At 72.3% G+C, this 24,994-nt stretch carries 21 protein-coding genes; 10 read left to right on the top strand and 11 right to left on the bottom strand.

Annotation, left to right across the window (positions count from 1 at the left end; all coding sequences use genetic code 11):
- The first annotated feature begins 127 nt into the window (after window positions 1–127).
- Genes ABEA10_RS30915 through ABEA10_RS30905 form a run of 3 tightly spaced genes read left to right on the top strand, consistent with a single transcriptional unit; the run spans window position 128 to window position 2,382 of the window.
- Window positions 128–1,297: a sensor histidine kinase gene (locus tag ABEA10_RS30915; protein WP_345469904.1), complete on the top strand. Its 1,170-nt coding sequence runs from the start codon at window positions 128–130 to the stop codon at window positions 1,295–1,297.
- Window positions 1,294–1,983 carry a response regulator transcription factor gene (locus tag ABEA10_RS30910; protein WP_345469902.1) on the top strand — a complete coding sequence of 230 codons (690 nt, stop codon included), beginning with the start codon at window positions 1,294–1,296 and terminating at the stop codon, window positions 1,981–1,983. The genes ABEA10_RS30915 and ABEA10_RS30910 overlap by 4 nt, the downstream gene beginning before the upstream one ends.
- Before the next feature lie 21 nt (window positions 1,984–2,004).
- The gene (locus ABEA10_RS30905; protein ID WP_345469900.1) at window positions 2,005–2,382 is read left to right on the top strand and encodes a hypothetical protein; all 378 of its coding nucleotides are present in this window, start codon (window positions 2,005–2,007) and stop codon (window positions 2,380–2,382) included.
- 62 nt (window positions 2,383–2,444) lie between these two features.
- Here the strand turns inward: ABEA10_RS30905 and ABEA10_RS30900 are convergent, their stop codons facing one another.
- Window positions 2,445–3,593, bottom strand: coding sequence for a hypothetical protein (locus tag ABEA10_RS30900; RefSeq protein ID WP_345469898.1), 1,149 nt, complete (start codon window positions 3,591–3,593; stop codon window positions 2,445–2,447).
- Window positions 3,586–4,143, bottom strand: coding sequence for an RNA polymerase sigma factor (locus tag ABEA10_RS30895; RefSeq protein ID WP_345469896.1), 558 nt, complete (start codon window positions 4,141–4,143; stop codon window positions 3,586–3,588). The genes ABEA10_RS30900 and ABEA10_RS30895 overlap by 8 nt, the downstream gene beginning before the upstream one ends.
- 196 nt (window positions 4,144–4,339) lie before the next feature.
- Between ABEA10_RS30895 and ABEA10_RS30890 the strand changes: the two genes are divergently transcribed.
- Window positions 4,340–6,496, top strand: a complete 2,157-nt coding sequence (locus ABEA10_RS30890) for a peptidase M16 family protein (RefSeq protein ID WP_345469894.1) — start codon at window positions 4,340–4,342, stop codon at window positions 6,494–6,496.
- A gap of 8 nt (window positions 6,497–6,504) precedes the next feature.
- Here the strand turns inward: ABEA10_RS30890 and ABEA10_RS30885 are convergent, their stop codons facing one another.
- The 3 genes from ABEA10_RS30885 to ABEA10_RS30875 all read right to left on the bottom strand — a co-directional run bounded on the left by ABEA10_RS30885 (window position 6,505) and on the right by ABEA10_RS30875 (window position 10,668).
- Window positions 6,505–8,196, bottom strand: coding sequence for a DEAD/DEAH box helicase (locus ABEA10_RS30885; protein ID WP_345469893.1), 1,692 nt, complete (start codon window positions 8,194–8,196; stop codon window positions 6,505–6,507).
- Window positions 8,197–8,374: 178 nt separating this feature from the next.
- Window positions 8,375–10,090 (bottom strand): WXG100 family type VII secretion target, encoded by a 1,716-nt coding sequence (locus ABEA10_RS30880; RefSeq protein ID WP_345469892.1) that lies wholly within the window; start codon window positions 10,088–10,090, stop codon window positions 8,375–8,377.
- A gap of 173 nt (window positions 10,091–10,263) precedes the next feature.
- A complete protein-coding gene (locus ABEA10_RS30875) occupies window positions 10,264–10,668 on the bottom strand; it encodes a hypothetical protein (RefSeq protein ID WP_345469891.1) in 405 nt (134 codons plus the stop codon).
- On the opposite strand from ABEA10_RS30875, the gene ABEA10_RS30870 reads away from it, so the two are divergent.
- The gene (locus tag ABEA10_RS30870) at window positions 10,649–11,533 is read left to right on the top strand and encodes an MMPL family transporter (protein ID WP_345469890.1); all 885 of its coding nucleotides are present in this window, start codon (window positions 10,649–10,651) and stop codon (window positions 11,531–11,533) included. The genes ABEA10_RS30875 and ABEA10_RS30870 overlap by 20 nt on opposite strands.
- Before the next feature lie 30 nt (window positions 11,534–11,563).
- Here the strand turns inward: ABEA10_RS30870 and ABEA10_RS30865 are convergent, their stop codons facing one another.
- A complete protein-coding gene (locus ABEA10_RS30865) occupies window positions 11,564–12,367 on the bottom strand; it encodes a helix-turn-helix transcriptional regulator (protein WP_345469889.1) in 804 nt (267 codons plus the stop codon).
- Window positions 12,368–12,441: 74 nt separating this feature from the next.
- Between ABEA10_RS30865 and ABEA10_RS30860 the strand changes: the two genes are divergently transcribed.
- Together ABEA10_RS30860 and ABEA10_RS30855 are read left to right on the top strand one after the other, a co-directional pair.
- Entirely contained in the window at window positions 12,442–13,149 is a 708-nt protein-coding gene (locus ABEA10_RS30860; protein ID WP_345469888.1) for an SDR family oxidoreductase, read from the top strand.
- A gap of 162 nt (window positions 13,150–13,311) precedes the next feature.
- Complete coding sequence (locus ABEA10_RS30855) at window positions 13,312–14,052, top strand: HD domain-containing protein (RefSeq protein ID WP_345469887.1); 741 nt, start codon at window positions 13,312–13,314, stop codon at window positions 14,050–14,052.
- A 58-nt stretch (window positions 14,053–14,110) separates the two neighbouring features.
- On the opposite strand, the gene ABEA10_RS30850 is transcribed toward ABEA10_RS30855, so the two are convergent.
- Together ABEA10_RS30850 and ABEA10_RS30845 are read right to left on the bottom strand one after the other, a co-directional pair.
- Complete coding sequence (locus tag ABEA10_RS30850; RefSeq protein ID WP_345469886.1) at window positions 14,111–16,003, bottom strand: RNA polymerase sigma factor; 1,893 nt, start codon at window positions 16,001–16,003, stop codon at window positions 14,111–14,113.
- Between the two features lie 150 nt (window positions 16,004–16,153).
- Window positions 16,154–17,788 carry a hypothetical protein gene (locus tag ABEA10_RS30845; RefSeq protein WP_345469885.1) on the bottom strand — a complete coding sequence of 545 codons (1,635 nt, stop codon included), beginning with the start codon at window positions 17,786–17,788 and terminating at the stop codon, window positions 16,154–16,156.
- Between the two features lie 146 nt (window positions 17,789–17,934).
- Between ABEA10_RS30845 and ABEA10_RS30840 the strand changes: the two genes are divergently transcribed.
- Together ABEA10_RS30840 and ABEA10_RS30835 are read left to right on the top strand one after the other, a co-directional pair.
- Window positions 17,935–18,486 (top strand): RNA polymerase sigma factor, encoded by a 552-nt coding sequence (locus ABEA10_RS30840; protein WP_345469884.1) that lies wholly within the window; start codon window positions 17,935–17,937, stop codon window positions 18,484–18,486.
- On the top strand, window positions 18,483–19,376 hold the full coding sequence (locus ABEA10_RS30835; RefSeq protein WP_345469883.1) for a hypothetical protein: 894 nt from the start codon (window positions 18,483–18,485) through the stop codon (window positions 19,374–19,376). The genes ABEA10_RS30840 and ABEA10_RS30835 overlap by 4 nt, the downstream gene beginning before the upstream one ends.
- A 21-nt stretch (window positions 19,377–19,397) precedes the next feature.
- Here ABEA10_RS30835 and ABEA10_RS30830 read toward each other — a convergent pair whose 3' ends face one another.
- Genes ABEA10_RS30830 through ABEA10_RS30820 form a run of 3 tightly spaced genes read right to left on the bottom strand, consistent with a single transcriptional unit; the run spans window position 19,398 to window position 24,066 of the window.
- Entirely contained in the window at window positions 19,398–20,591 is a 1,194-nt protein-coding gene (locus ABEA10_RS30830) for an FAD-dependent oxidoreductase (RefSeq protein ID WP_345469882.1), read from the bottom strand.
- A 35-nt stretch (window positions 20,592–20,626) separates the two neighbouring features.
- A complete protein-coding gene (locus ABEA10_RS30825) occupies window positions 20,627–22,120 on the bottom strand; it encodes an amino acid adenylation domain-containing protein (RefSeq protein ID WP_345469880.1) in 1,494 nt (497 codons plus the stop codon).
- On the bottom strand, window positions 22,117–24,066 hold the full coding sequence (locus ABEA10_RS30820; RefSeq protein WP_345469878.1) for a beta-ketoacyl [acyl carrier protein] synthase domain-containing protein: 1,950 nt from the start codon (window positions 24,064–24,066) through the stop codon (window positions 22,117–22,119). Before ABEA10_RS30820 ends, ABEA10_RS30825 begins: the two co-directional genes overlap by 4 nt.
- Window positions 24,067–24,440: 374 nt before the next feature.
- Here ABEA10_RS30820 and ABEA10_RS30815 point away from each other — a divergent pair, with 374 nt between their 5' ends.
- A complete protein-coding gene (locus ABEA10_RS30815) occupies window positions 24,441–24,977 on the top strand; it encodes a tetratricopeptide repeat protein (protein ID WP_345469876.1) in 537 nt (178 codons plus the stop codon).
- Window positions 24,978–24,994: the final 17 nt, after the last annotated feature.

The following is a 24,994-nucleotide window of genomic DNA, read 5'->3' as shown; positions in this document are numbered from 1 at the left end:
CGGCTCTGACGGGGCGACACCGAACGATGCGCCGAACGCCATAACGTGGGCCGAACGGAGGCCGTCATCCCGTTGTTAGGTCGCTCCGGGCATCCTGGAACGTCAGGACGAGCGCGGGGGAGGACCGATGAGAATGCGGCTGGGACTGTCGCGCCGCACCGTGAGGTCGCGCTTCACCGCGCTGTACGGTGCCGTGTTCCTGCTGTCCGGCGCCGGGCTGCTCACCATCGTGGCCGTCGTGGTGTCCGGTGGCACGCGGGTCAGCGAATCCGCGCCCGCCGGACCGCCCGCGAACGGGCAGACCCCGGAGAACGCCCTGCCCCGGATCCACCAGCTGCAGGACCAACTGGCCCAGGCGCACGCGAACCAGTCGCGTCAGCTCCTGATCGCGTCGTTGATCGCGCTGGGCGTCATGGCGGTGGTGTCGGTCGTGCTGGGGCATCTCATCGCGGGCCGCGTGCTGCGCCCGCTGCGGACGATGACGGCGGCGACCCGGCGGATCTCCGCGGACAACCTGCACGAACGGCTGGCCGTACCCGGCCCCGCCGACGAGGTGAAGGACCTCGCCGACACCATCGACGAACTGCTCGAACGCCTGGAGCACGCCTTCGATGCCCAGCGCCGTTTCGTCGCCAACGCCTCCCACGAGCTCCGCACCCCGCTGGCCACCATGCGGGCGTCGCTGGACGTGGCGGTGGGCAAGCCGGGGCACGTTCCGGCGCAGACGACCGCGCTGGCGGGCAGGCTGCGCGCCGAACTCGACCAGGTCGACGAGCTGCTGGACGGGTTCCTCGTCCTGGCCCGCACCCGGCACGGTGAACTCCCCGACCGTACCCCGCTCTCGCTCGGCTCCGTGGTGTCCGAGGCCCTGTCCGCCCGCGCCACGGACATCGCCGCCAAGGGCCTGACCGTGCACGAGACGATCGGCCGTGACGATGGGCGGGTGCGCGGCAGCCGTACGCTGCTGCGCCGCATGGTCGACAACGTCATCGACAACGCGATCGCGCACAACCACGACGGAGGCTGGATCCGTCTCGCCCTCGCGGCCGACGGCACGACGGTGCGCCTGGTCGTCGACACCGGGGGACCGGTGCTCGACGCGCGGCAGGTCGCGGAGCTGGCCCAGCCGTTCCGCCGGCTCGGCGCCGACCGTACCGGCACCGGGGCCGGGCTCGGGCTCTCGATCGTGGCGGCCGTCGCCGCGGCGCACGGCGGCGAGCTCGACCTGCGCGCGCGTCCCGAGGGCGGTCTGCGGGTCGTGATCGCGCTGCCGTCGCCGGTGGGGCTCGCGTCGTGAGGGTGCTGGTGGTCGAGGACGCCCGGTCCCTCGCCGACGTCCTGGTCGAGGGCCTGCGCGACCAGGGCATGGCCGTGGACGTCGCGTACGACGGGCTGGAGGCCGCGGCCAAGCTCGACCTGGGCGGGTACGACGTGGTCGTCCTCGACCGTGACCTGCCGGGAATCCACGGCGACACCCTCTGCGAGATGATCGCCGAACGCGACGACCGGGCCATGGTCCTCATGCTGACCGCGGCCGGCTCGCCCGGGGACCGGGTCAGCGGGCTGAGCCTGGGGGCCGACGACTACCTCGCCAAGCCGTTCCACTTTCCCGAACTCGTGCTGCGCATCCGCTCCCTCGCCCGTCGCCGGCCCACCGCGCGGGCCCGCACCCTGCGCGCCGCCGGGATCGAGCTCAACCCGCTGCTGCGCACCGTCACCCGCGACGGCCGCCCGCTCGACCTGTCGGTCAAGGAGTTCGGGGTCCTGGAGGCGCTCCTACGCGCCCTTCCGGCCTTCCTCAGCACCGAGGACCTGCTCGAACAGGTCTGGGACGAGCACGCCAACCCCTTCACCAACACGGTCACCGTGACCATCGGCCGGCTACGCCGCAAGCTCGGCGACCCACCCGTCATCATCACCAAACCGGGAGTCGGCTACCGGATCATCAACACGTCGACCGACGGCCCTGTCACCGCGGTCTGATCGTCTCTACCCTTCCTGATCATGACCACACCACCCGAGACGCCCGCGGAACAGCGATCCCGGCCGCCGGCCGACGAATCACAGCGTCGCAACCTCCTGGCCGTCACGGCGGCGACCTTCGCGGTGCTCTCCGGGCTGGATACCTTCAGCTCGCTCATGCACCAACGGCCGGCGGACTGGGGCACCGACTATGCCGTCGGCCGCCTCGGCGCGCCCCTGCCCTTCGCGCTCGTCGCCCTCGCGTGCGGCATTCCCGCTCTGCTGAGAACCAGGAGACCGGCCGACCGGACCGGCCGCTCGTGGGGCGGCAGGGAGCCCGCGAGCGTCGCCGTCGTGGTGGGAGCTCTCGTCACCGTCGTCGCGGTGATTCGGATCGCTCTGTTCCTCGGCTCGCGGTAACGGCGAAGTGCCGCCCTCGCCCGCGACTTCCGGGCGGGCGAGGGCGGCGAGGTGGTTGGCGGTCAGTGGAAGGGGAGGGCGGCCGGCGGGGTCGGCTTGGTGTCGGTCCACCCCGACGAGCGTTCGGCGATGTAGTTGATGATGAACCCGGGCCTCATCTCCGCGTACGGGCCGCCGGGCTTGGTCACCTCGTCCTGTACGGACAGCAGTGCCCCGGTGCGTTGATCGAAGATGATCACTGTGCGAGAGCGGTAGGTCCCCCGCTCGGCCTTCGGCTCGCCGAACTCACCGGTGACCGTCGTGGTGCGGTCGTCGGAGGCCAGGGCGACGCCCCTGCGGTCCAGCGGGTCGGTGTCCTGGCCGATCGAGTGGATGCCCGGCTGGTCGGCCAGCGCGCGCATCAGGCCCGCCCGGACCTGCGAGGACACCGGGGCGGACAGGAGCGCGGACACCCTCATGAGCTTGAGGCGGGACGTCACCCCCTTATCCGCGAACTTGGGGCCCGTCAGCTTCTTCATCTCCTCGTCGCCCATGAACATCTCGGCGAGCTTGGTCTTGTCGGTCGGCAGGTTCGGCAGGTCTTTGGCCGACACCCCGCCCAAGAACTCTCCGCCGCCGCGGGGGTTCGTCCCCCGGTTCGGGCCGTCCAGCTGCCACTTCTGCGCCTTGGCGGTGTAGGTGTAGTAGTGGTCGCTGGACCAGACGCGAAAGCGCGACGGCGACCCGGCCTTGCGCCACAGCGCCGCGTCCCGCGCGGTCGACGGGTGGGCCGGGAGGTCGCGGCCGTAGTAACCCTCGCCCATGCCGCGCTTGGCGCCCCACCAGGCGAACGACTCCGTGGTCGCCCCGGTGATCGCGTACGTCCCGGTCTTCGGCCGCATGATGTAGGACTGGCCGTCGATCCGGTCCTCGTGCCAGTACTTGCCGGTCGGTTGCTGTTCCGCCTTCTCCGCCGCCGCGAGGACGAGCGCCCTGTCGTCCAGGTGTACCGGGCCGGACGGCCGCGGCGGGGCGGGCGTGTTCCCGCCGACGACCGTGAGTGCCACGGCCGTCGCCGCACCCGCCGCGACCACGCCGCCCAGCCCCCACAGCAGCCGGGGCCGTGAGCGGCGGGGCGGGTCGTTCAGCAGTGCCTTCGCCCGGGCGATCTCCCGGGCGGTGGGCGGCGCGGGCTCGGGGTAGGAGTCCCGGACCATCCGCACCTCATCCATGTTGTTCCTCCAAAGTGAGCATCGGATTGGTCCCGCCCAGCGCCTTGCGCAGTGTGGTTCGGGCACGGTTCAGCCGGGAGCCGACCGTGCCATAGGAGATCCCCAGTGCCGCCGCGACCTCGTTGTGGCTGAGGTCGGCCAGGGCCACGAGCAGCAGCACGTCGCGCTGCCCGCGCGGCAGTGCCGCGATCGCCCCGGCGAGCTCGCCGCGCAGGCCCTCGGCGCTGACCCGCGCGTCGACCCGTTCGGTGTGCTCCTCGGCGCCCCGGCCCGGACCGAGGCGGGCGCGCGCCCGCAACGCGCGTGTCTCGGTCCGCTGGTGCCTGCCGAGGACCTTGGTCGCGATGCCGTACAGCCAGGTGCGCACGCCCGCGCGTTCCGGGTCGTAGCGGTGGCGTTGCCGGAACGCCTCCAGGAACGCCTGCGCCGCGACGTCGGCGGCGGCGTCGGGGCCGAGCCGCTTGGCCGCGTACCGGTGGATCTCGGCGAAGTACGCGTCGAAGACCTCGTCGAACGACTCGGCAGGATGGGGCGGAGGATCCCCTGTCATGTGGTGCCTTTCCATAGCGCGGATGGCGGTCACCTGGGTATCAACCGCAACCGGCCTTCACTTTCCACGCCCGGCGCCGCCGGCCCCCCGGGAAGGGAGGGGGAGCCTGTGCGCGCGCTAAGCCCTTCGCCGCAAAATGATCGGCAACCGTCGTCGCCACCCGTTAGTCTTCTCGCGCTATTTGGGAGGCTTTGTCGTGGGGTGGCACAGAACCGAGGTCGACGGAGTCCCGGCCTACTGGGCGGAGGGCGACGAGGACCAGCGTCGCGTTCTCCTTGCGTTCCGGGTCGGCATCGCCGATGAGCAGCTCGCGTGGCGCGGGGTCACCCATCTCGTCGAGCACCTCACCATGCACACGGCCGGCGGGCACGTGCACGAGTCGAACGGGAGGGTCGACGCGGTCACGACGGTGTTCGCCTCCCAGGGAGGCGACACGGGGATCGCCGATTTCGTGGCCGGGGTGTGCCGGTCACTGCGGGCGTTGCCGTTCGACCGGCTCGAACTGGAGAACCAGGTTCTGCGCGCCGAGGCCGACAGCCGCGCGCCCGCGTTGTCGGATCCGCTCATGATCTGGCGTTACGGCGCCGCCACCTACGGACTTCAGGCGTACGAGGAGTTCGGCGTCGGCCGGCACACCCCGGACCGGCTCAGGGCGTGGGCCGACCGGTGGTTCACCCGGCGGAACCTCGTCCTGGTCTTCGGCGGTGGGCCCCCTCCGCCGGATCTCAGGATCGACCTGCCGGAGGGCGAGCGCATCCCGCCGCCGGAGCCGTCGTCGGCGCTCCCGCGAACGCCCGCCTACTTCCGGCAGCCGGACGGCATCGTCGCCATGACCTCGCTGGTGCGCCGGTCCACGGCCGCCCAGGTGTACGTCGGCCTCCTCGGTGCGCGGCTCCACCGCAGCCTGCGACAGGAGGCCGGGATCAGCTACACCCCGGGTACGTCCTACGCCCCCCGTGACGCGCGGTACGCGCACGTCACCGCGTGCACGGACGGTCTCCGCGACAACCACGACCGGCTACTGACCGCCTTCCTGCACGAGATCGAGCTCCTCGCCGACCATCCGGCCCCACGCGAGGAGATCGCTCGACTCCGCACTCGTGATGGTGCCCGGCTCCCGTGCGCCGTCGGCGAGGTACCGTGCGGCGCCCGGGTTCTCGTACGGCGTCGTGGACGGCGAGGTGCTGCGCAGCGCCGACGCCCCGGTCGACACCTCACGTCTCATCGTCGGCGCCGACGGCGTGAGCCTGGTCCGCGGCCCGCAGTACATCACGGAGCCGATACGCGCGGGTCCGTGCCCGCTTCAAGCGTTGAGAACCAAGGAGACATCATGTGCGCTGCCCTTGCCAAGCTGTTCTCCGCCAGAGCCAGACGGGCATCCCGGGTGGTGGCGGACGGGCCCGATCTGTTCGACGACCCCGCCCTGCCCGCGGCCGTCGCCGGCGCCGCCAACGGCGTGCTGGAGCCCGGCCGGGCGCTCCTGGCCGCGTCCTCGGCCGACCACGAGCTCCGCAGCGCCCGGCTGGGGCGGCTGGCCACCGCCGTGGTGCCCCACATCGCGGCGCTGAGCAGCCTTCAGCGGGAGAACCCCGACGACGCCGACCTCGCGTTGTGGCTGGGCGACGCGCACATCCAGCACGGCTGGCAGGTCCGCGGCAGCGCGGTGGCGAAAGACACGGAGCGACGTAAGTTCGAGGAGTTCTGGCTGATCCTCGGCCGGGCGTACGAACCGCTGGCACGGGCGGCCGAGCTGCGGCCCGGCGACCCGAACCCGTGGGAGCGCCTGCAGTGGTACGGCCTGGGCGCGCAGCGTCCACGCCAGGAGCTGGACGACTTCTGGGCCGAGCTCCAGCGGCGTGGCCCGGCCTTCTTCGCGGGTCACGCCTCGCGTTTGCAGGTGCTGTGCGCGAAGTGGCAGGGCTCGAAGGAGGAACTCACCGCGTTCACGCGTGCCGCCGCGGCCGACGCGCCGGTCGGCAGTCCGCTACCGGCGCTGCTGGTGACCATGCACATCGAACTCGCGACGGACCAGGAGGCCGACCCGAACCTCTACTTCATGCAGAACTCCGTACGCGAGGAGCTGGCGAGCGCGGCCGACGCGTGGTGTGAGAAGCCGGACGGCGGCGTACGGACCGCTGAGGCGCACCACCTGTTCGGTCATGCGTTCTGGCTCGACGGCGACATCTTGCGCGCGCGGCGTCACCTGTCGCGGGTGAGCCCCTGGTCCATTCCGAAGAACCTCCCGTGGTTCCGGTACGCCGAGAACCCCGCTGCCCTGTACCTGCACGCACGTTCGGAGGTCGGCGTGGTCGACGGCACCGTCTTCGACTTCGACCCGGGCCCGGCCCGGTAGGCGGCGGGTCAGCGTGGGCGGCGGCCGGCCGCGTCGCGTTCTCGGCGGATCGTCGGTTTGCGGCCTTTGATCGTGGTGCGTCGCAGCGCCTTGATCACCTGATCGGCCGCGGCCTCCGGGACCTCGACGAGCGAGAACCGGTCGGCGATCTCGATCGCGCCGATGTCGCGCCCGGCCAGGCGTGACTCGCCGGTGATCGCGCCGACCAGGTCCTGCGGCCGGATCGCCGCGCTGCGGCCCAGGCCGACGAACAGGCGCGTCATGCCCTGGGCGGGCGTGCCGCCGCGCCGGTCGCGGCGCCCTCCGGCGCCTCGGCGGTCGCGTCCATCCCGGTCCGGCTTCGGGGCGATCTGCGGGATCTCCTCTTCGTCGGCCGCCGCCCCGCTGGACTCGTACGCCAGCTTCACCGCGGCGAGCGCCACCTCCATGACGTCGAACTCCTCGGTGAGCGGCTCCACCACCGCCAGGAAGTGCGTCAGGTCGTCCTCCATGAGGCTCTCCTGCAGCGCGGCCCGGGTCAGCTCCAGGCGCCGCGCGCGCAGGTCGGCGACCGTGGGGACCTTCTCGACGGTGATGCGCTGCTTCGTCACCCGCTCGATCGTCTTGAGCATCCGGTGCTCGCGCGGCTCCGCCAGGGTGATGGCCACGCCCTCGCGGCCGGCGCGGCCCACCCGGCCGATGCGGTGCACGTACGACTCGGGCGCGGACGGAACGTTGTAGTTGACGACATGGGTCAGCTGCTCGACGTCGAGCCCGCGCGCGGCCACGTCGGTGGCGATGAGGAGTTCCGCCGTGCCGCCGCGCAGCCGTCCCATGACGCGGTCGCGCTGGTCCTGGCTCATGCCGCCGTGCAGCGCCTCGGCGCGGTAGCCGCGTCCGTTGAGGGTCTCCGTCAGCTGGTCGACCTCCTCGCGGGTGCGGCAGAAGACGATCGCGGCCGTGGGCGACTCCACGTCCAGCAGGCGTCCGAGCGCCGCGGGCTTGTGCGCCCGTGCGACCACGTAGGCGTTCTGCCGTACCAGCGGGGCCTCGCCGGGAGGCGCCTCCTCGCGGCCGATCTGGATCTTCACCGGGTCACGGAGGTAGCGGCCGGTGAGCCCCTTGATCCGCGGCGGCAGCGTCGCGGAGAACAGCACCGTACGGCGATCGTCGGGGGTCGCCCGCAGGATCTCCTCGATGTCCTCGGCGAAACCCATGTCGAGCATCTCGTCCGCCTCGTCCAGCACGACCGCCTCCACCTGCTGCGGGCGGAGCGTGCCACGGCCGATGTGGTCGAGCGCGCGCCCAGGGGTGGCGACCACGACGTCGACGCCGCGTTCGAGCGCCTTGATCTGCCAGCCGATCGGCTGCCCGCCGTAGATGGGCAGGACGCGCACGCCCAGCCCACGGCCGTACCGGTGAAACGCCTGGGAGACCTGGACGGCCAGCTCCCGCGTGGGCACCAGGACCAGGGCCGCCGGGTCGGTGCGCCCGCCGTCGCCGGACAGCTGCTGCAGCACCGGCAGCGCGAACGCCGCCGTCTTTCCCGTGCCCGTGGCGGCCTGACCGATGAGATCCCTTCCCTCCAGCAACGGCGGGATCGCCTCCCGCTGGATGGGCGTGGGCTCCTCGTAGCCCAGGCCGGACAGCGCGTTCAGCAGCTCCGGACACAACCCCAGGTCCGCGAAGCTCGTCACGCCATCGGACACGTTTTCACTCACCGTCGACTCGTCCCTCCCGCAAGGCTTTCCTCTAGGCCTACACCCTCTGGCCCGGGCGCTCCGCCGCGCCCCGGCCTTGGCCGTCCGCGCATCATCTCGTGTCAGAGGGAGGGACGACGACACGAGGACCGTACGGGCAGGGTGGCCGGTCGCGTCGGACGGAGGAGCCTCGCGCAGGTCAGCCGATCAGAGGCGGTGACACCTCGTCGTCCGGGGAGAACATGTCATCCTCCTCCACAAGGGACGTCGTGCGTTGCCGTTCCTTGTCCTTGTCGGATCCGGCCGCGCCCATCGGCATCGGCATCCCCGCCATGCCCCGGGCCGCGGCGGCGTTGCGCAGGGCCGCCGCCTCCTGAGCCGCCCGGTCCGCAGCGTTGAGCGCGCCGTTGGCACGGGAGTTGAGCCCTCCGTCGCGGCCGCTCGCGACGTACGGCAGGCCGCCGCCGGGAAAGCCGGTGCCGCCGTTCGGCAGCGGGCCGTTGCCGGTCCCCGCCAGGTCCGTCCCGGTCCCGGTCCCGGTCCCGGTCCCGGTCCCGTTTCCGATCCCGTTGCCGCCCAGGGGGTTGTCACCGTTCACGCCCGACAGGTCGGTGCCGGACGGGCCGGCTGAACCGCTCATGTCCGGGTAACGGACGCCGTTGGCGAGCGCGCCGGGATCGATGCCCGGGCCGGTCAGGCCCGTGGTGTCGTAAGAGGACGGATCGATGGGGCTGGCCGAAGGGCTGGGCAGCGTGAACTTCACCTTCTTCGGCAGTTCGGGCAGGACGTAGCTCGTCGTCGACCGCGCCAGCCCGTCATGCTCATGCTGACCCGTGGCGTTCATCCAGTCGCGAGCCTTGTTGAGCGCGGCGTTGTAGTGCTTTTCGTAATCGGTCTTGCGATCTCCGATCAGGAACGGGCCCATGCCCCAGTTGTTGGCGAGAAAATAGTCCTTGGCGTGCTGCCAGTCGTTTCGTGGCGTCTGCTTTATCGTGTCGGCCAGCTTGACGAGCTTGTCGAGATCCCCGGCGTGAGCCTCGACCGCGATCCCCACCTGTCCGGTCGCGTCGGCCAGTGCGCAGCTGCTGAAGTAGAGGTTCTTCAGGCTCTGCTGCATCGTGTCGCCGGCTTTGCCCTTCCACGCGTCGGCGAGTGCGGATCCCTGGGTGTAGAGCACATCCCACGAGTCCATGAGCTTCGACTGCGCGCCCAGCCAGGCTTTGCTCGCCGCGCGTACGGCGCCCGGATCGACACTCTTCGCGAGGGCCCTGAAGTCCTCGAGCTCTCCGCTCCACTTCCCCTTGGGGTGCGCGGCGTCATTGACCTGGAAGGAGACATCGGCCGGTGTCACGCCGGCTCCGGCGTTCGCCGCCTGGTCCGCGGATCCGGTGCTGACCCGTATCAGGTTGGCGTCCTCGGCCTCGTTGTAGTTGGTGATGGAGTCGCTGAGGGTCTTGATCACCGCGTCGTAGGACTGCAGGAAACTCGCGTAGAGTCCGGATCCGCTCTTCGGGGCGATATTCGCCTGAGCGTTCTGCAGATAAACCGCGAGTACCCTGCCCGCGGGGTACCCGGTCCTGTCGTCGAAGCCTCCGCCGACCGCATTGGCGTCGCTTACGTCGCCCCTGTTCTGCAGGTCGTGGACGTTCCCGTCGCCCTTGTCATAGCGTGCTCGGTCGACTTTCAGGGCGTTGATGACGGTTCGTATGGGGCTGGGGTGGAACTCGATCTCCCCGTCTTTGGAGTTTCCCCACGGCCACTTGGTGGGCCGGCCGGGAGGCGCGGAGGGATAGGCAGAGGTCCCGGGCTTTTCGGTGTCCATGCCGAATTCGCTCGGTGGGTAATCTTCCGCGTCCGGTGCGGTGCTCCCGTCCGGACGTAGAAGATCTTTATACGAATACTGTTTCGGTGCCACGTCCCCTGAGGCCTTCCCTGCCGCCCGCCGGATTCAACGCAGGTCGAGGGTAAGAGAGTTCGTCGAACTCAGGTCTCCAATGCACGCACGGCGGCTCGCCACTTCGCGCACGGTTTTATTGCTCTGACGGACATGTTCCACCCCGTCCGTGCCGACGAGGAGGGCCAGGCTTCTCACGTCCTTTCCATCCCGCGCTGGAGGGAGGAAGACGCGCGGACTCCCTCGTACGGCACGCCACCTCCGTCCCGGGCAGCGAATCGCAGCGCGCCTCGGACCTGCTCGACCGGCTCCAGCCGTCGTCCGACACCATCACCGCCGTCGTGTCCGGAGCCCCGGTCGCGGGGCTGAAACACCAGATCACCCAGGTGACGGACGCCGTCCGGCACGTGCCGGAGGTGACCGACGTCACCGATCCGTACAGGACACCCGGCCTGGTCGCGCCGGACGGACAGGCCGTACTGATCGAGGTCGCCTTCGGCCCGGACGCGCACGACCACAACTACGACCGTGCGTACGACCTGCTGCACGGCATCAAGGCGCCGTCCGTACGGGTCAGCGGTGGCTCGCTGCTCAACCACGAACTCGATCGGCGGTATCGCCGGAGCCCTCCTGATCCTGTACGGCTTCAGCCGCCTCACCGAGGTCTCGGCCGCCGCGATGCGGGTCACCACCATGCTCGGCCTCGGGTTGGCGGTCGACTACGCGCTTTTGATCCTCACCAGGTTCCGGGAAGAACGCGGCGAGGGCGCCGAGGTGACCGAGGCGGTACGCCGCACGGTGGCCACCGCGGGCCGTACCGTGCTCTTCTCCGGTCTCACGGTCGCCGCGTGCCTGGCCGGGCTGCTCGTCTTCCCCGCTCCGGCGCTGCGCAGCATCGGCATGGCCGCGGCGGCCGTCATCGTCGTGGACATGCTGGCCACGGTGACGTTGCTGCGGGCACTGCTCACCCGCTTCGGCGGCACGATCCCGCCGAGGGTCGTCGCCGCGGACGGCGGCTTCTTCGCCCGGATCGCCAGAAGCTGCACGCGCCGTCCCATCGCCGGGCTGCTCATCGTCGGCGCGGCACTGGCGGTGCTCGCCCTGCCGGCCACCGGGATGAAGCTGGCGGACGCCGACGCCCGCTCGCTGCCGCACCGCTCCGAGTCGCGGCAGATGTACGACGCGCTCACCACGCACTTTCCCGCCGCGTCCTCCAGCAGTCCGGTCACCGTCATCCTGCGCCCCGGTGCCGATCCGGGCCGGGCGGTCGTGGACGGCCTCAGCCGGACCGGGCGGGTCGTGACCTGCGCGGCGCTGCTCCTGGTTCCCGCCACGATGGCCCTGCTCGGGTCCCGCGCCTGGTGGGCGCCGGCCCCGATGCGCCGGCTGCACGCGCGCTTCGGCGTCCGGGAAGAGGCCGAGCAGGTGCCCGCCACCGGCCCACGTGCCGGCGCCCGGGTGTGAGCGGGACGCCCGCGGGCACGCGGAGACCGGTCAGGAGAGCCGGGCGGCCAGGTGGTGCAGGGCTCGGGCGGTCGGCGTGTCCGGCTCGGCGGTCATGAAGACGACCTGCTGGTCGTCCTCGGGGACGGCGAGGACGTCGCAGTCGATGTGCAGCCGGCCGAAGTCCGGATGGGCCATCGTCTTCGTCCGGTGACCCGGGGCGCGTACCGGGTTGGTGGCCCAGATCTGGCTGAACTCCGCGCTTCCCGCCCTGAGCTCGGCCAGCAGGGCCGCCAGGCCCGGGTCGTGGGGATACCGGTCGGCGGCCGCCCGCAGCCGTGCGACCGCGTAGTCGCCGAACTCCTCGTGGCCCGAGGTCATCACCTCGTCGCGGAGCAGGAAGCGCCGGCGGGCCAGGTTGGGCTGCCCTCGAAGGTCACCGAGCAGCGCCTCGGCCAGCGGATTCCAGGCGATGACGTCGTAGGTGGCCGCGGTGACGACGACCGCGGTCTCCGGCATCCGGTGCAGCAGGCCCGCGACGTACGGGCGGACGTGCCGTGGCGGTCCGGCAGGTGGCTCCGGGGGCACACCGGCCAGCCGGAACAGATGGGTCCGCTCGGGCGGCGAGAGCCGGAGCGCGTCCGCCATGGAGGTCAAGATCCGCGGGGACGGGCGGGGTCCTCGTGCCTGCTCCAGCCGGACGTAGTAGTCGACCGACATGCGGGCCAGGTCGGCGACCTCCTCGCGGCGCAAGCCGGGCGTACGGCGCCGGGGTCCCGCGTGCAGGCCGACCTCTTCGGGGCGCAGCCCCTCCCGCCGGTCGCGCAGGAAGCGGGCCAGCTCGGCTCGTGCCATCGGGTTCGTCCTCCTTCTCCCTGGTATCGATTGTGCCTGGATCGGCGGCCTCGCCGGCACGCACCCTCGATGGCATGGACAACTCGATCGCACTGGTCACCGGTGCCAACAAGGGCATCGGCAAGGAGATCGCGCGTCGGCTCGCCGACGCGGGCCACACCGTCTACGTCGGCTCGCGCGACACCGTGCGCGGAGAACGCGCCGCCGAGGAGATCGGCGGCGACGCGAGGCCGCTCATCCTCGACGTGACCGACGCCGCGAGCGTCGCCGAGGCCGTACGACAGGTCGCCGCGCTGGACATCCTGGTCAACAACGCCGGCATCTCCGGCGAGAACAGAACGCCGGAGCGCGAGGACACCGACGCCTTCCGCCGTATCTACGAGACGAACGTCTTCGGGGTCGTCACGACGACCAACGCGTTCCTGCCGGCGCTGCGGCGGTCGGAGCACCCCCGGATCGTGAACATCTCCAGCGGCACCGGATCGCTGACCTGGTCGACCGGACCGGAGTTCCCGCACCAGGGCACGTACGCCGCCTACCGGTCGTCCAAAGCGGCGCTGAACGCGCTGACCGTGTTCTACTCCCACGCCCTGGCCGATGACGGGATCAAGGTCAACGCGCTCGCGCCCGGCCTCCGCCGGACCGATCTCAACGCCACCGCCGCCGCCAGCGACGGCGATCCGGCGGAGGCCGCGGCGGGCGCCGTACGGCTGGCGCTGCTGCCGGACGACGGCCCCTCGGGAGAGTTCTTCTCCTGGGACGGTACGTCTGTGCCGTGGTAGGAGACCTGGTCACCGCCGCGGAGGAGGTCCCGGCGCCGGAGCGGGCGGGCGCCGGGACCTCGCCCCGGCCGGAACCCGGTGATCTTCGGGGGCGTCCTATTTCCACACGGGAGGGGTGACCGCTCCCAGGCGGGGAGCGCGCCACCGTGGGAGAGGAACACGGTGCCCAGCTACCTACAGACGCTGCCACTGCACACGATCACCGAGGTCTACGGCGAGGCCGGCCTGCGCGACCGGTTCTCCCGTGAGGTCGAACGGTTCGAAGAGCGCGACTGGCGCCGGCTCAACAAGGCGCTGGCCCTGGCGAGCGACCTGCACCGCCAGGACCGCAGGGCCCGGGAACCCGTCGTCAACCATCTGCTCCGGGTGACGCTGCGCGTGATGTGTCACTACGAGGTCGACGACGTCGACGTCCTCGTCGCGGCCCTCCTGCACGACTCCGTCGAGGACCATCCCGTCGAGCTGGCGGGCGACGGTCACGACGACCCGGCGGAGGCCGCCCTGGAGATGCTGTCCGGGGAGTTCGGTCCGCGCGTCGCCGGGCTCGTCCGCGCCGTGACGAACCCGGTGTACGACCGCACCCGCGACGTCCACGCCCAGTACCGCGCCCACGTCACCGCCAGCCTGGACCGTCATCCGACGGCCCGGATCATCAAGGTGTCCGACTTCACCGACAACGGCGTCGGGCTCATCCACACCACCGGGCCGAAGGTCCGCAAGCTGGCCATGAAGTACCGCCCGCTCGTGCCGGGGCTCAAGGAGCTGATCAACCGCCGCGACACTCCGCTGCCGGACCGGATCAAGCACCGCATCACGGAGCAGCTCGACCGCGCCGACCAGCGGTTCACCGCGATCCTCCGCCTCGGCGTCCTTCCCGGCGGCGGTCCCGCCGAGGCCGGATAGCGATCCGGGCGCCGCTCGCCCATCGTGGCGGACGGCGCCCGTGCGCGTCACCGGGGTCTCACCGCTGAGGGCCGCGCCGGCCGTCGCCCGGAGCCCTGGGGCCGGCCGGTCGGCCGCCGCCGTCGTCGCCGCCGGGGTTCCAGGGGCGCGGCCGAGCGCACTGTCCGCCGCACGTGCGATCGGGGTCTCGGCGGCCTGCGGTTCCGCGGCCGTCGCCGGGCATGCCGTACGGCGCGGAGGTGTGACGCGGCCTCGGCCTGGTCGTCGGCCGGTCGGGGCGTGCGGTCGCCCTGGCCGAGCGGGTCGGTTCGGCGGGTGAGGCCGGCTCGGACGACGGGGTCCGGTGGGGCGACGGGGTCCGCCTGGGCTTCGGCGTCCGCCTCGGCTTCGGCGTCCGCCTCGGCTTCGGCGTCCGCCTGGGCTTGGGGGTCCGCCGGGCCGTCGGGGTGGGGCTCGCCGAGTCCGACGCCGAGTCGCCGGAGGAGGGGCTGCTGCTGGGAGTGGCCGAGCCGGAGTCGTCGGAGGAGGGGCTGCTGCTGGGAGTGGCCGAGCCGGAGTCGTCGGAGGAGGGGCTGCTGCTGGGAGTGGCCGAGCCGGAGTCGTCGGGGGAAGGGCTGCTGCTCGGAGTGGCCGAGCCGGAGTCGTCGGGAGAGGGGCTGCAGGTCGGGGACGCCGAGGCCGAGTCGCTGGTGGAGGGGCTGCTGCTCGGGGACGCGGAGGCCGAGTCGTCCGCGGAGGCGCTGCTGCTGTCGGATTTCGTGGCCTTGGGCTCGGCGGCGTCACCGGTCGGCGTCGTGTCCGGTTCCGAGCCGGCCTCCCGCGGCGGCGGGGGCGTCGGGTCGCTCGACGGCGCCGGCTGGACCGGGCGGCCGGAGCCGGGGCTCTGATGGACGATCGCGCTGGTTCGGTTCGCGTCGTTCGAGCCGGGCCAGGCGAGCGCCACGCCGGTCGCCGCGGCGACGCAGGCCACCAGGCCCACGGCCGCGAGGGCCCGGCGGCCGGCGACCGGCTTTCTCCGCCTCGCGTGCGTGCCGCGGGCGGGCGGCTGTTCGTCCGTGCTCGCGTACTCGTCCGGCCCCGAGCCCACGGACTCCAGGCCGACCAGCGTCGCCTCGACGAACCCGTCCTCGGGGAACCCGGAATACGGTGGCTCGGCGGGCGGTGGCTCCGCGGGCGGCGAGCCGTCGGGCGCGGACTCTTCCGGCCGCGTGTCCGCGGAGGTCGCGTCGACCGGGTGCGGCGGCGTGGTGGGCTCGTCCGGAGAGATCTTGGAGAACTGGTGGGTGGCGTCATCGGCCTGCGCGGAGAACGCGTCCGGCGGGAGCGGTGTCCCGTCGGCGCCGAACACCGCCGCCCCGCCGCGCGCCCGTACGGCCGCCGCGCACGAGGACAGCACCTGCTCCCGTTGTCCCGCCGGAGGCTCGTACCCCAGCGTCACCAGCCGGTGCAGGGCCTCCCCGCTCAGCGCGGTGAGGGGCGCCGAGTCCCGCGTCTCCCGGCCGCCCACCGATGCGGCGGCCTGCTGCAGGCGCCACCGCGCCTCCCGTACGAGAGGCTCGGCGGTGTCCGGCGCCACGCCGAGGACCTGGGCGGTCTCCGCCGGGCTGAGAGCGGTCGACAGCGCCAGGACCTCGCGGTATTCGGGGCTCAGGAGGGCCAGCGCGCGTCGCAGCGGGTCGGTCGACGTCGTCGCCACGACGCCGCGCCGGAAGGCGCCGCGCCGTACGCACCCGGCCCGGGCGAGTGAGTGCAGCCACACCGCCAGCTCCGCGTCGTCGCCGGGGACGGAGTCCGGGCGGCGTGCGACCGTGACGAAGGCGTCGCGCAGCGCGTCGCCCGCCTCATCGCCGACCATGACATAGCAGTAGGCGTAGACCGCTGCGGCGTGCTCGTCATAGAGCGCGCCGAACGCCTGGGGAGCACCCGCCCGTAGTGCCTCGGTCAGGGCCATCGGCACCTCCGTCCCAATCAGATCGCCTCTATCCGGACACCGCACGCATAACGGCAGGAACCGGATACTACCGGTCAAACCACTCAAGTAATAGGCCTGAGCAGGCAAGACGTCGTCCGGCAGAGACCGCAGAGGCCGATCCGCGATGCGTCAGCCGACGCCGTACGCCCTGATGACCGTCTGGTCCACGACGCCGGCGACGGTCCCGCGGAGCGATACGTAGCCGGACGCCGGGTTGCGGACCTGCGTGGTCCAGCCGCTCCCGCTCCTGTGGAGGGGCGTGCTGGTCCACCTCTCGCCGTCGTCGTAGGAGACCTGCAGCGCCGGGGTTCCGCCCGTCCCGTCGGGTGTGACGGTGATGGTCTGGTTCCGGCCCGCGCGGGCGCGGCCGTCGGCGTCGAGCGCGGTGGCGTATCGCAGCACGGGCAGCGCCACCCGCGCGGCGTCGTCCACGGTGAGGTTCCAGACGACGTGCTGTCGCGTGGCGAGGTCGGACCAGGGCGCGTCGCGGTTCGCGTCCACGGTGAGCGTGTACTTCCCGGGCGCGGGGTGCGTCCAGTCGTTCGCGCTGCCCGGCTGGTCGCTCGTGGCGATGACCCGGCCGTTCGCGTCGCGCAGGGTCGAGGTGCCGGTCATGTGCGCGTACGGCGCGATCGAGCTCTGGGCGTCCTGGGAGGACAGCATCCGTACGACCAGGGCCGGCTCCTGACCGGTCTGCCAGTGCAGCGACCCGGCCGCGGGACCGGCGGGCGCCGCGCTCCATCGCCGTGCGTACGATCCGGCGCCCGGGTACCGCTCGGTGCGGCTCCGTACGTCGGTGTCGTCGAAGGCGAACCCGCAGTCGGTGCCGGTGACGTACTCCGAGCGCAGCCAGTTCAGCCCGGGGGAGAGGTATTCGGTGCGGGTGGCCGGCAGCGGCCCCTGGCCGGTCCATCCCTCGACGCTCAGCCCGGTGCCCCAGTCGACGCCCGCCGACGTCCCGACGCAGGCCGGGCCGCCCTCGCCGGCGTACCCCGTCCGTACCGCGGCGAGGTCCCGGGTGCGGACGCTGAGGCCGGGATCGGCCGGGATGCCGTCGCGTGCGGCACCGATCGCGTAGAGGTACGGGCTGGTGGCCGCGCCGTCCTTGGTGAGCTGCGCCTGGAGCCGGAAGGTGAGCTCGGAGTCGCCGCCGGTCGGCGTGACGAAGTTGCCCGGGCCGTCCAGCAAGGCGACGGTCTCCACCCTGGAGCCGAGCCTCTGGGTGAGGACGGCGGCGATGCCGACGGTCCGGGCGTCCGCCCGGTCGACCGCCGCCCGGATCGGCCGTGCCGTGCGGGCGTCGAGCGTCAGCGCGGTGTCCCTGGTGACGGAGACCTTCGACCGGTAGATGAGAGTGGTGGACGTCTCGCCGTTCGCGCCGGTGGACATCACGTACGCCGACACCGCGTACGCGCCGGCGGGCACCGCGGCCTCGGCGTGGCCGTCCCGTACCTCCGCGCTCAGCCAGTCACCGCCGTCGAGCGGTATGAACAGCACAGAATCGATCTCGTCGGTGGTCGGCGGCTTCCCGCTCCGGTCGAGGACGTCGATGGTCACCTCGGGCGCCGCGGCGGAGAACGATCGCGTACTGAGCGGTCTCGCGTGGCGCATGGGCGTGCCGACGATGCGCGACCTGGCGAGGCCGTACGGGAGGCCGGTCCGCCGGGGTGCCGGTGGCGCGGGTGCGGCGTGGGCCGGCTGGGCGGTGCCGGGGGCCAGCAGGGCCAGGGCTCCGAGGACGACGGCGGCTCGTCTGCCTACCATGGCATCTCCTCTCATCGGGGCGCGCCCGGATGGCGGGCCCATGCCGTAGGTGTCCGTACCGAGGCGGGAATTTCGCGCGAAATGCCCCGGCGGGTGCGGACACGTAGGGGGTACGACGCACCACGCGTCCAGCGAGAGGAGAGGGCTTGCGACCCCCCGATGAGAGACGCCGAACCTTCGAACAGGTCTACGAGGCCTGCCACGACCCCGTCCTCGGGTACGTCCTGCGGCGCGCCGACAACGCTCACGACGCCGCGGACATCCTGGCCGAGACGTTCCTGACCGCCTGGCGGCGGCTGGAGGACATGCCGCGCGGCGACGCGGCGCGGCCCTGGCTGTACGGGATCGCGCGGCGCGTCCTGGCCAACCACTACCGCGGCGTACGCCGGCGGCTGGTGCTCACCGAGCGCCTGCGCGCCGAGCTCGCCGCCTCGTACCGGCCCGTCGAACACGACGACGACCTGACCGCGGTCGCGGCCGCCTTCCGCGCGCTGTCCGACGACGACCGGGAACTGCTCTCGCTGGTCGGCTGGGAGTCCCTGGACCCGGGGCAGATCGCGACCGCGCTCGGCTGCTCACGCAACGCCGTGCGCGTCCGGCTGCACCGCGCGCGCAGGCGCTTCGCCCGTGAGCTGGAGGCGCGGGCGGTGGGAGGACCGACCGTCCGGGCGCGTGTCGCGAAAGGAGAACACGCATGAACCACGATGACCTGATCTCGAGCCTCGCGACCACCACTGACGAGGAGGTCGCCGGCATGGTGAGCACGCGGACCAGGAGTGAGCTGGCCGAGCACATCATGAGCACCCCCGTCGAACCGGCTCCGGCACGGCGGCGCCGGCGGGGCCTTGTCATCGGCGTGCCGCTGGTCGTGGCCGCCGCCGGCACGGCGGCCGTGGTCGTCGCCGCGACGACCGGATCTCCCGCCTCCCCGGGAGGCCCTCCGCTGAGGGCGGAGCCGGCCGTGCTGACCTTCTCGACCCAGGGGAAGTACCTGGTCGTCAAGGTCAAGGACCCGCTCGCCGACCCCGCGCGGTACCGGAAGGAGTTCGCGGCTCACGGGATGAACATCCGGCTCACCCTGGTCCCCGCCTCGCCGTCGGTGGCCGGCACCGTGGTCGAGGCGGACGGCGGCGACGGGATCCAGATGATCAGCGGAAAGGGCAAGTGCTTCTCCGGAGGCGGCTCCTGCCCGGTCGGCGTGAGGATCCCGATCGGTTTCCACGGCAGCGCGAGCATCACCTTCGGCCGCGCCGCGCGACCGGGCGAGCAGTACACCAGCACCAACAGCGCGTTCGCACCCGGAGAGGCACTGCACTGCGTCGACATCCGGGGCCGCACCGTCGATGACGCGCTCGCGACGCTCCGGCGGCACAAGGTGTCGGCGCCGATCTTCCACTACGAAGAAGGAGGCAATGGCGGCCAGGCCTACAACGTGGGCCGCGACAAGATCCCCGGCACCTGGTACGTGACGACCGCCGACCCGTGGGCGCCCGGCCAGGTCATGCTCTGGGTGCAGCGGACGCGGCCGGAATCGCACGGCGACGCCGCCGCCTACTACCGGCGCCTGATGTCGGGCTGCCCTCGCTGAACGGCACGAGCGTCCTGAGCGTCAGCCGGCCAGGCGTTCCAGGAGTTCCGGGGTGTAGAGGGCGCTCGTGGTGACGATGCCGGCGACCATGTCGAAGTAGATCGAGGTGAGTTCCGGCACCGTCTGGACCGCCCGCAGCAGGGCGAGGCGCCGGTCGTGCGGTGGGGCCAGGCGGGCCACCGCCAGCGTGGACTCATACCCCGGCATCAGCGTGGCGTCACGCTCCTCCGCGTACCGCCGCAGTGCCTGGTCCAGCAGGGCGGGGTCGCCGCCGAGCCGTTCACCGACCCGCCCTGCCAGGGACTCGGCCTGGAAGAACGCGTCGCTGATACCGCGGGCGGTGATGGAGTCCTTGTGGTGCCCGGCGTCGCCGACCAGGGCCCAGCCCGGGCCGGCCGCCTGCCGGAAGAAGTTCTGCTGGTCGCCGGTGCCGCGCAGCCGCTCGACCTGTTCCTTCCCGCGCAGCCGTTCGTCCAGGGCGGGCGCGGTGGCCCGTATCCGGTCGCGGTGGGCGCGGTCCGCGTCGACGCGGACCTCCTCGAAGCGCGACTGCGGGAAGTAGGTCAGGACCAGGGTGGCGTCGTCGTGCGTGGGGACGGCGGCCACCCAGCTCCCGGTCGACTCGTACAGCTCCAGGGCCGCCGGAACGCCCGCCCAGTACGAGTAGTAGGCGCAGGTCAGCTTCGGGTCCCGGACGGTGTACGGGGCCCGCGCTAGCCGCGCGACGGTGGAACGCATGCCGTCGGCGCCGATCACCAGGTGGGCCCGTTCGGAGAAGCGCCGGCCACCGTGGTGGCCCTCCACCCCGATGACGCGTCCGGTCTCGTCGTACAGCAGGCGGGTGACGCGGCAGTTCTCCCGGAGTTCGGCGCCGGCCGCGGTCGCGGCCTCCACCAGGATGGCGTCCAGGACGTGACGGCGCGGAGAGTATCCGGCACGCTGCCCGTCCACCCCACGGGCGCAGCCTTCGAGGCGGACGTCGGCGACCTCGTACACCGCGCGGTTCAGCGGCGGGCAGCCGGAGGCACGCAGGGTCTCCAGCAGGCCCCAGCGGGCGAGCGCCGCGACTCCCGGCTGATGGATCAGGTGGGTGGACAGGGTGTCGGAGGGGAACGCGGCCCGGTCGATCAGCAGGACCCGGTGTCCCGCGCGGGCGAGCAGCATCGCCGTGGGGGAGCCCGCGCAACGGGCCCCGACCACGATGGCGTCGAACATGGGTGCCTCGCAACAGACGTAGGGATGATGCCGGGTCAGCGTCCGAGTTCTATGAGCAGGGACCGCCGGTCGAGCTTGCCGTTGGCGTTGAGCGGCAGCTCGCCCAGCACGCTGATCCGGCGCGGCAGCATGTACGGCGGCAGCCGGTCGCAGAGTGCGGCGTACAGCCGCTCGGGGACACATCCGCCGCCGGTGACGGCGGCGGCCAGCTCGGGCTCGCCGCCGGCGGTCGGCACGGTGAGGACGGTCGCGTCGCGGACGCCGGGCAGCTGCCGCAGCGCCGCCTCGATCTCGCCCAGCTCGATCCGGTGGCCGCGGATCTTGACCTGGTGGTCGATCCGTCCGAGGTGGACCATGACGCCGTCCTGCCAGGTCACCCGGTCGCCGGTCCGGTACCAGGCCTCCTGGGGCGTGCCCGCGGGCAGGAAACGCCCCGCGTCGTGCACCGGATCGAGATAGCCGGCGAAGCGCTGCGGGCCGCGTACGCACAGTTCGCCAGTGTCGGCCGGGGCGCCGTTCTCGTCGAGCACCAGGCCTTCCAGCGTCGGATGACAGGTGCCGATCGGGACCGTGCCGTTCGGCGTGCGCGGCCAGTCGGCGGGGTCGGGCGGCAGGCGGTAGGCGGTGCAGGCGATGGTGAGTTCGGTCGGTCCGTAGAGGACCTCCAGTCTGCTGTCCGGCGCGGCGACCTGCCACTGGCGCGCGGCCTCGAGGGGGACCGCCTCGCCGCCGAACAGGCTCCACTTCAGCGTCGGCATGCTGCCCGGCCCCAGTGTGCCGAGGCGCGCGGCGAAGGAGACCAGCGATGGCACCGAGAACCAGTGGGTGAGCCGCAGGGCGTTGACCGCCTGCACCGGAGAGAGGAGCCCGCCGCGCTGCGGCACCACCAGCGTTCCGCCCCGCGCCCAGGTGACGAACAGATCGTGCACCGAGCCGTCGAAGGTGAGGTCGAAGTTCCCCGAGACCCTGCTGCCCGGGCCGATCTCGTACCGGGACGCCACCTGGCCCAGGTACGAGCCGAGGTTGCGGTGCGTGATCGGCACCGCCTTGGGAACGCCGGTCGACCCGGACGTGAAGATGATGTACGCGATGTCGTCCGGGCCGGCGTCACGGAACTCCGGCACCGCCGGGCCGTCGCCGGCCTCGTCCGCGTCCGCCACGAGTTCGGGCGCGCCGAGCCCGGCGCCCGCGTTGGCGGCGTCGGTCAGGACCAGGTCGATCCCGGCGGCTTCGACGATGCCGCGCGTACGGGAGACCGGGTGCTCCGGATTCAGCGGCACGACCGTCGCACCGGCGCGCAACACGGCGAGATAACCGGCGTACGCGGTCGCCGAGCGGCTCGCCAGCAGCCCGACCCGCCGTGTCGGTGCGCCGCCCGCCCCGCTCAGCCGGGCGGCGAGCCGCTCCGCCCGATCGCGCAGCTCCGCGTACGTGAACCGCTCCCCGCCGACCTCCAGGGCGGCGTGGTCGTGGCCGAGCGCGTCGGCCGACCGGGCGAACCAGCCGTAGGCGTTCTGGGGATCGCTCATCGGGCCACCGCCTCCAGCTCCCGCGTCCACCGGCGGAGCTCTGCCACGGTGCGCAGGCCACCGATGACCTCGGGGTCCAGGTCGCGACCGGTCCTCTTCCGCAGCTCGATCATCAGCTGCAACTTCGCCAGCGAGTCGATACCGATGTCGGCGAGGGTGGACTCGGCGTGGAAGTGGGTGCGCGCGTGCTGACGCAGGATCCAGGCCGCGAGGTCACCGCCGTCCTCTTCCGCGCCTTCTTCGCCAGGCCAGTAGCGCCTGGTCTGCCACGGGTAGGTGGGCAGCGGCACGTACCGGCCGTCCGGGCCGAAGATCGCCGCCCAGTCGACCGTCCCACCGGCGCGGTAACGGGCGGCGACCTCGGCGAGGGCCGGGTCCCCGGGGGGCTCGCCCGTCCCGTCGAGCGCGGCCACCAGCTCTTCGTGGCAGGTGCCGGCGACGGCCAGGCGGTGTTCCAGGTGCTGGCGGCGCAGCGCGGCGCCGCGGCAGATGTCCCGCACGGCGTACGCCGCACCGGGACCGCCGGGGGAGAGGTAGGCGGCGTAGGCGCGTGCCAGAGCGTGGAGAGCCTCGGGGGTGCGGGCCGACAGGGGCAGAAGGTACGCCGCGCCGCTCCCGTCGTCATCGGCCGAGGGCGCGGCGGGTTCCGCCTGCCGGAGCACCACGTGGGCGTTGAGGGCCGAGGAGCCCTGCCCGGACACACCCGCGACGGCCGGCCGGCCGAGGTCGGGGAGGTCCGTGAGCGCCGACGGTATGGCCACCGGCAGGTCTTCCCACGCCACGCCGGGACGCGGAGTCTCGGCGTGGAGGCTGGCCGGAACCCTGCCGTGCTCCAGGCACAGCACCGCCTTCATCAGGCCGGCCAGACCCCCGGCGGCCTCCGCGTGGCCGATGTTCGACTTGACCGAGCCGACCAGCAGCGGCCGGTCCGACGGCCGCCCTTCCCCCAGGACCAGCCCCAGGGCGTTCAGCTCCAGCGGATCCAGGAGCGGCGACCCGGCCCCGTGCGCCTCCACGTAGTCGACGTCCGCGGGCGCCACCCCGGCGTCCTCGTACGCCCAGCGCAGCACCTCCACCTGGCCCGCCATCGACGGGTTCAGCACGGAGTCGCTCGTACGGCCATCGTTGCCGATCGCGCTGCCGACGATGACGGCGCGTATCCGGTCGCCGTCGGCGAGAGCGGCGGCCAGCGGCTTGAGCACGATGACGACCACGGCGTCGCTCGGCGCGTGCCCATCCGCACGCGCGTCCCCGAACTTGCTGCGGCCGTCGCCGGCCAACGTGCCGGCCTGCGCCATCATGACGCTCTCGTCCGGCCTGAGCGGGATGTTCACGCCCGCGGCGAGCGCGAGGGGACTCTCACCGGCGCGCAGGCTCAGCACCGCCTCGTGCACGGCCACCAGCGACGACGAACAGGCCGTGTCCACCAGGACGCTGGGCCCCCGCAGGTCGAAGAAATAGGACAGGCGCGCCGGGAGCAGCGAACGGACGTTGTTGAACTGCGAGGCCGTCGCCGCCTCCAGGCCCTGCCGGAAGACGTTCTCCAGGTGATCCGAGCGCGAGTTACCGACGAAGACCCCGGTCCGGCCGCCGGCCAGCAGGTCCGCACGCTGGCCCGCGTCCTCCAACGCCTCCCAGGCCACCATCAGCAGCAGTCGCTGCTGCGGGTCCAGCTCGACCGCCTCGGCGGCGGACATGCCGAAGAACCCGGCGTCGAAGTCGGCCATGCCCGCCACGTAGCCGCCGCGCCGGGCGGTCATCTTTCCGGGCGCCCGCCGCGCGGAGTACACGGCGTCCACGTCGTAGCGCTCGGGCGGGGTCGTACCGGTCGCGTCGACGCCGTCACTGAGCAGCTCCCACAACTCCTCGGGCCCTGACGCTCCGGGAAGTCTGCAGGCCATCCCGACCACGGCCACCGACCGCGGGTCCACGGCACATCCGTCCATCGGCTCGCTCCTTCGCTGCGTCCGCAGCAAGGTACTGCGGGTGCCAGTTAAGGTACTATTCGTACCTACAAGTCGCAAGAGAATAAGCTCGCCTGGTGGCTGCAAGGTACTCGGGAGGCCTCTACCGGCCGGAGTCGATCGACGAGAGGTGACGCCGCCGAACAGTCCCCGTGAGCTCGGTTCGGCCATCATGGGTTCGTGGATCTCGATGCCCTGTACCTGCGAGGAGAGGACGCGTATTTCGCGGGTCTGCCGGACAAGGCCGAGCCGTTCCTACGTCAGGCCGCCGAAGGGGGCCACGTCGAGGCCGCCTGCCGCCTCGGGCGGTTGCACGACGCCGCCGACCGTAGGACCAGGCGATCCGGTGGTACCGGGTGGCGGCCGAACGCGGGAACATCGCCGCGATGATCAACCTCGCGATCGTCATCGAGGACGACGATCGCGAGGCGGCACTGCGGTGGACGCGCCGTGCCGTGGCCCTCGGCGGCGGGCTCACGGCCCACTACAACCTCGGCATCTTCCTCGAAGAGGACGGTCTGCTGGAGGAAGCGGAGCGCTGTTATCGGACGGCGGCCCGCGTGGCGTATCCGGAGGCCCGGAACCGCCTCGCCACGCTGCTCAGGGAGACCGGACGGCCGGTGGAGGCGGAGGAGTGGTACCGCCGCGCGCTGGACGAACGGGACCTTTCATGCGACGTCCCAGGTGACGATGAGTACGGGGCGAATACGGCGATCATGTACAACCTCGCGATCCTCCTGGAGGAGACCGGTCGGCCGTACGAAGCGTTGTCGCTCTTCCGTCATGCCGCGAGGAGAGGGGACACTGAGGCCGCACGCGAGGCCGTCCGGCTCGGCGGAAGGTCGCGGAGGCCACGGTCGTCCGGCTCTGGCAGGCCGACGCCCGGCGAATGACGGATGGCCCGGCCGCG

Origin of the sequence: Actinoallomurus oryzae (assembly GCF_039541955.1) — a bacterium.
Taxonomy (GTDB): domain Bacteria; phylum Actinomycetota; class Actinomycetes; order Streptosporangiales; family Streptosporangiaceae; genus Actinoallomurus; species Actinoallomurus oryzae.
This window is presented reverse-complemented; position numbering and strand designations above follow the sequence as displayed.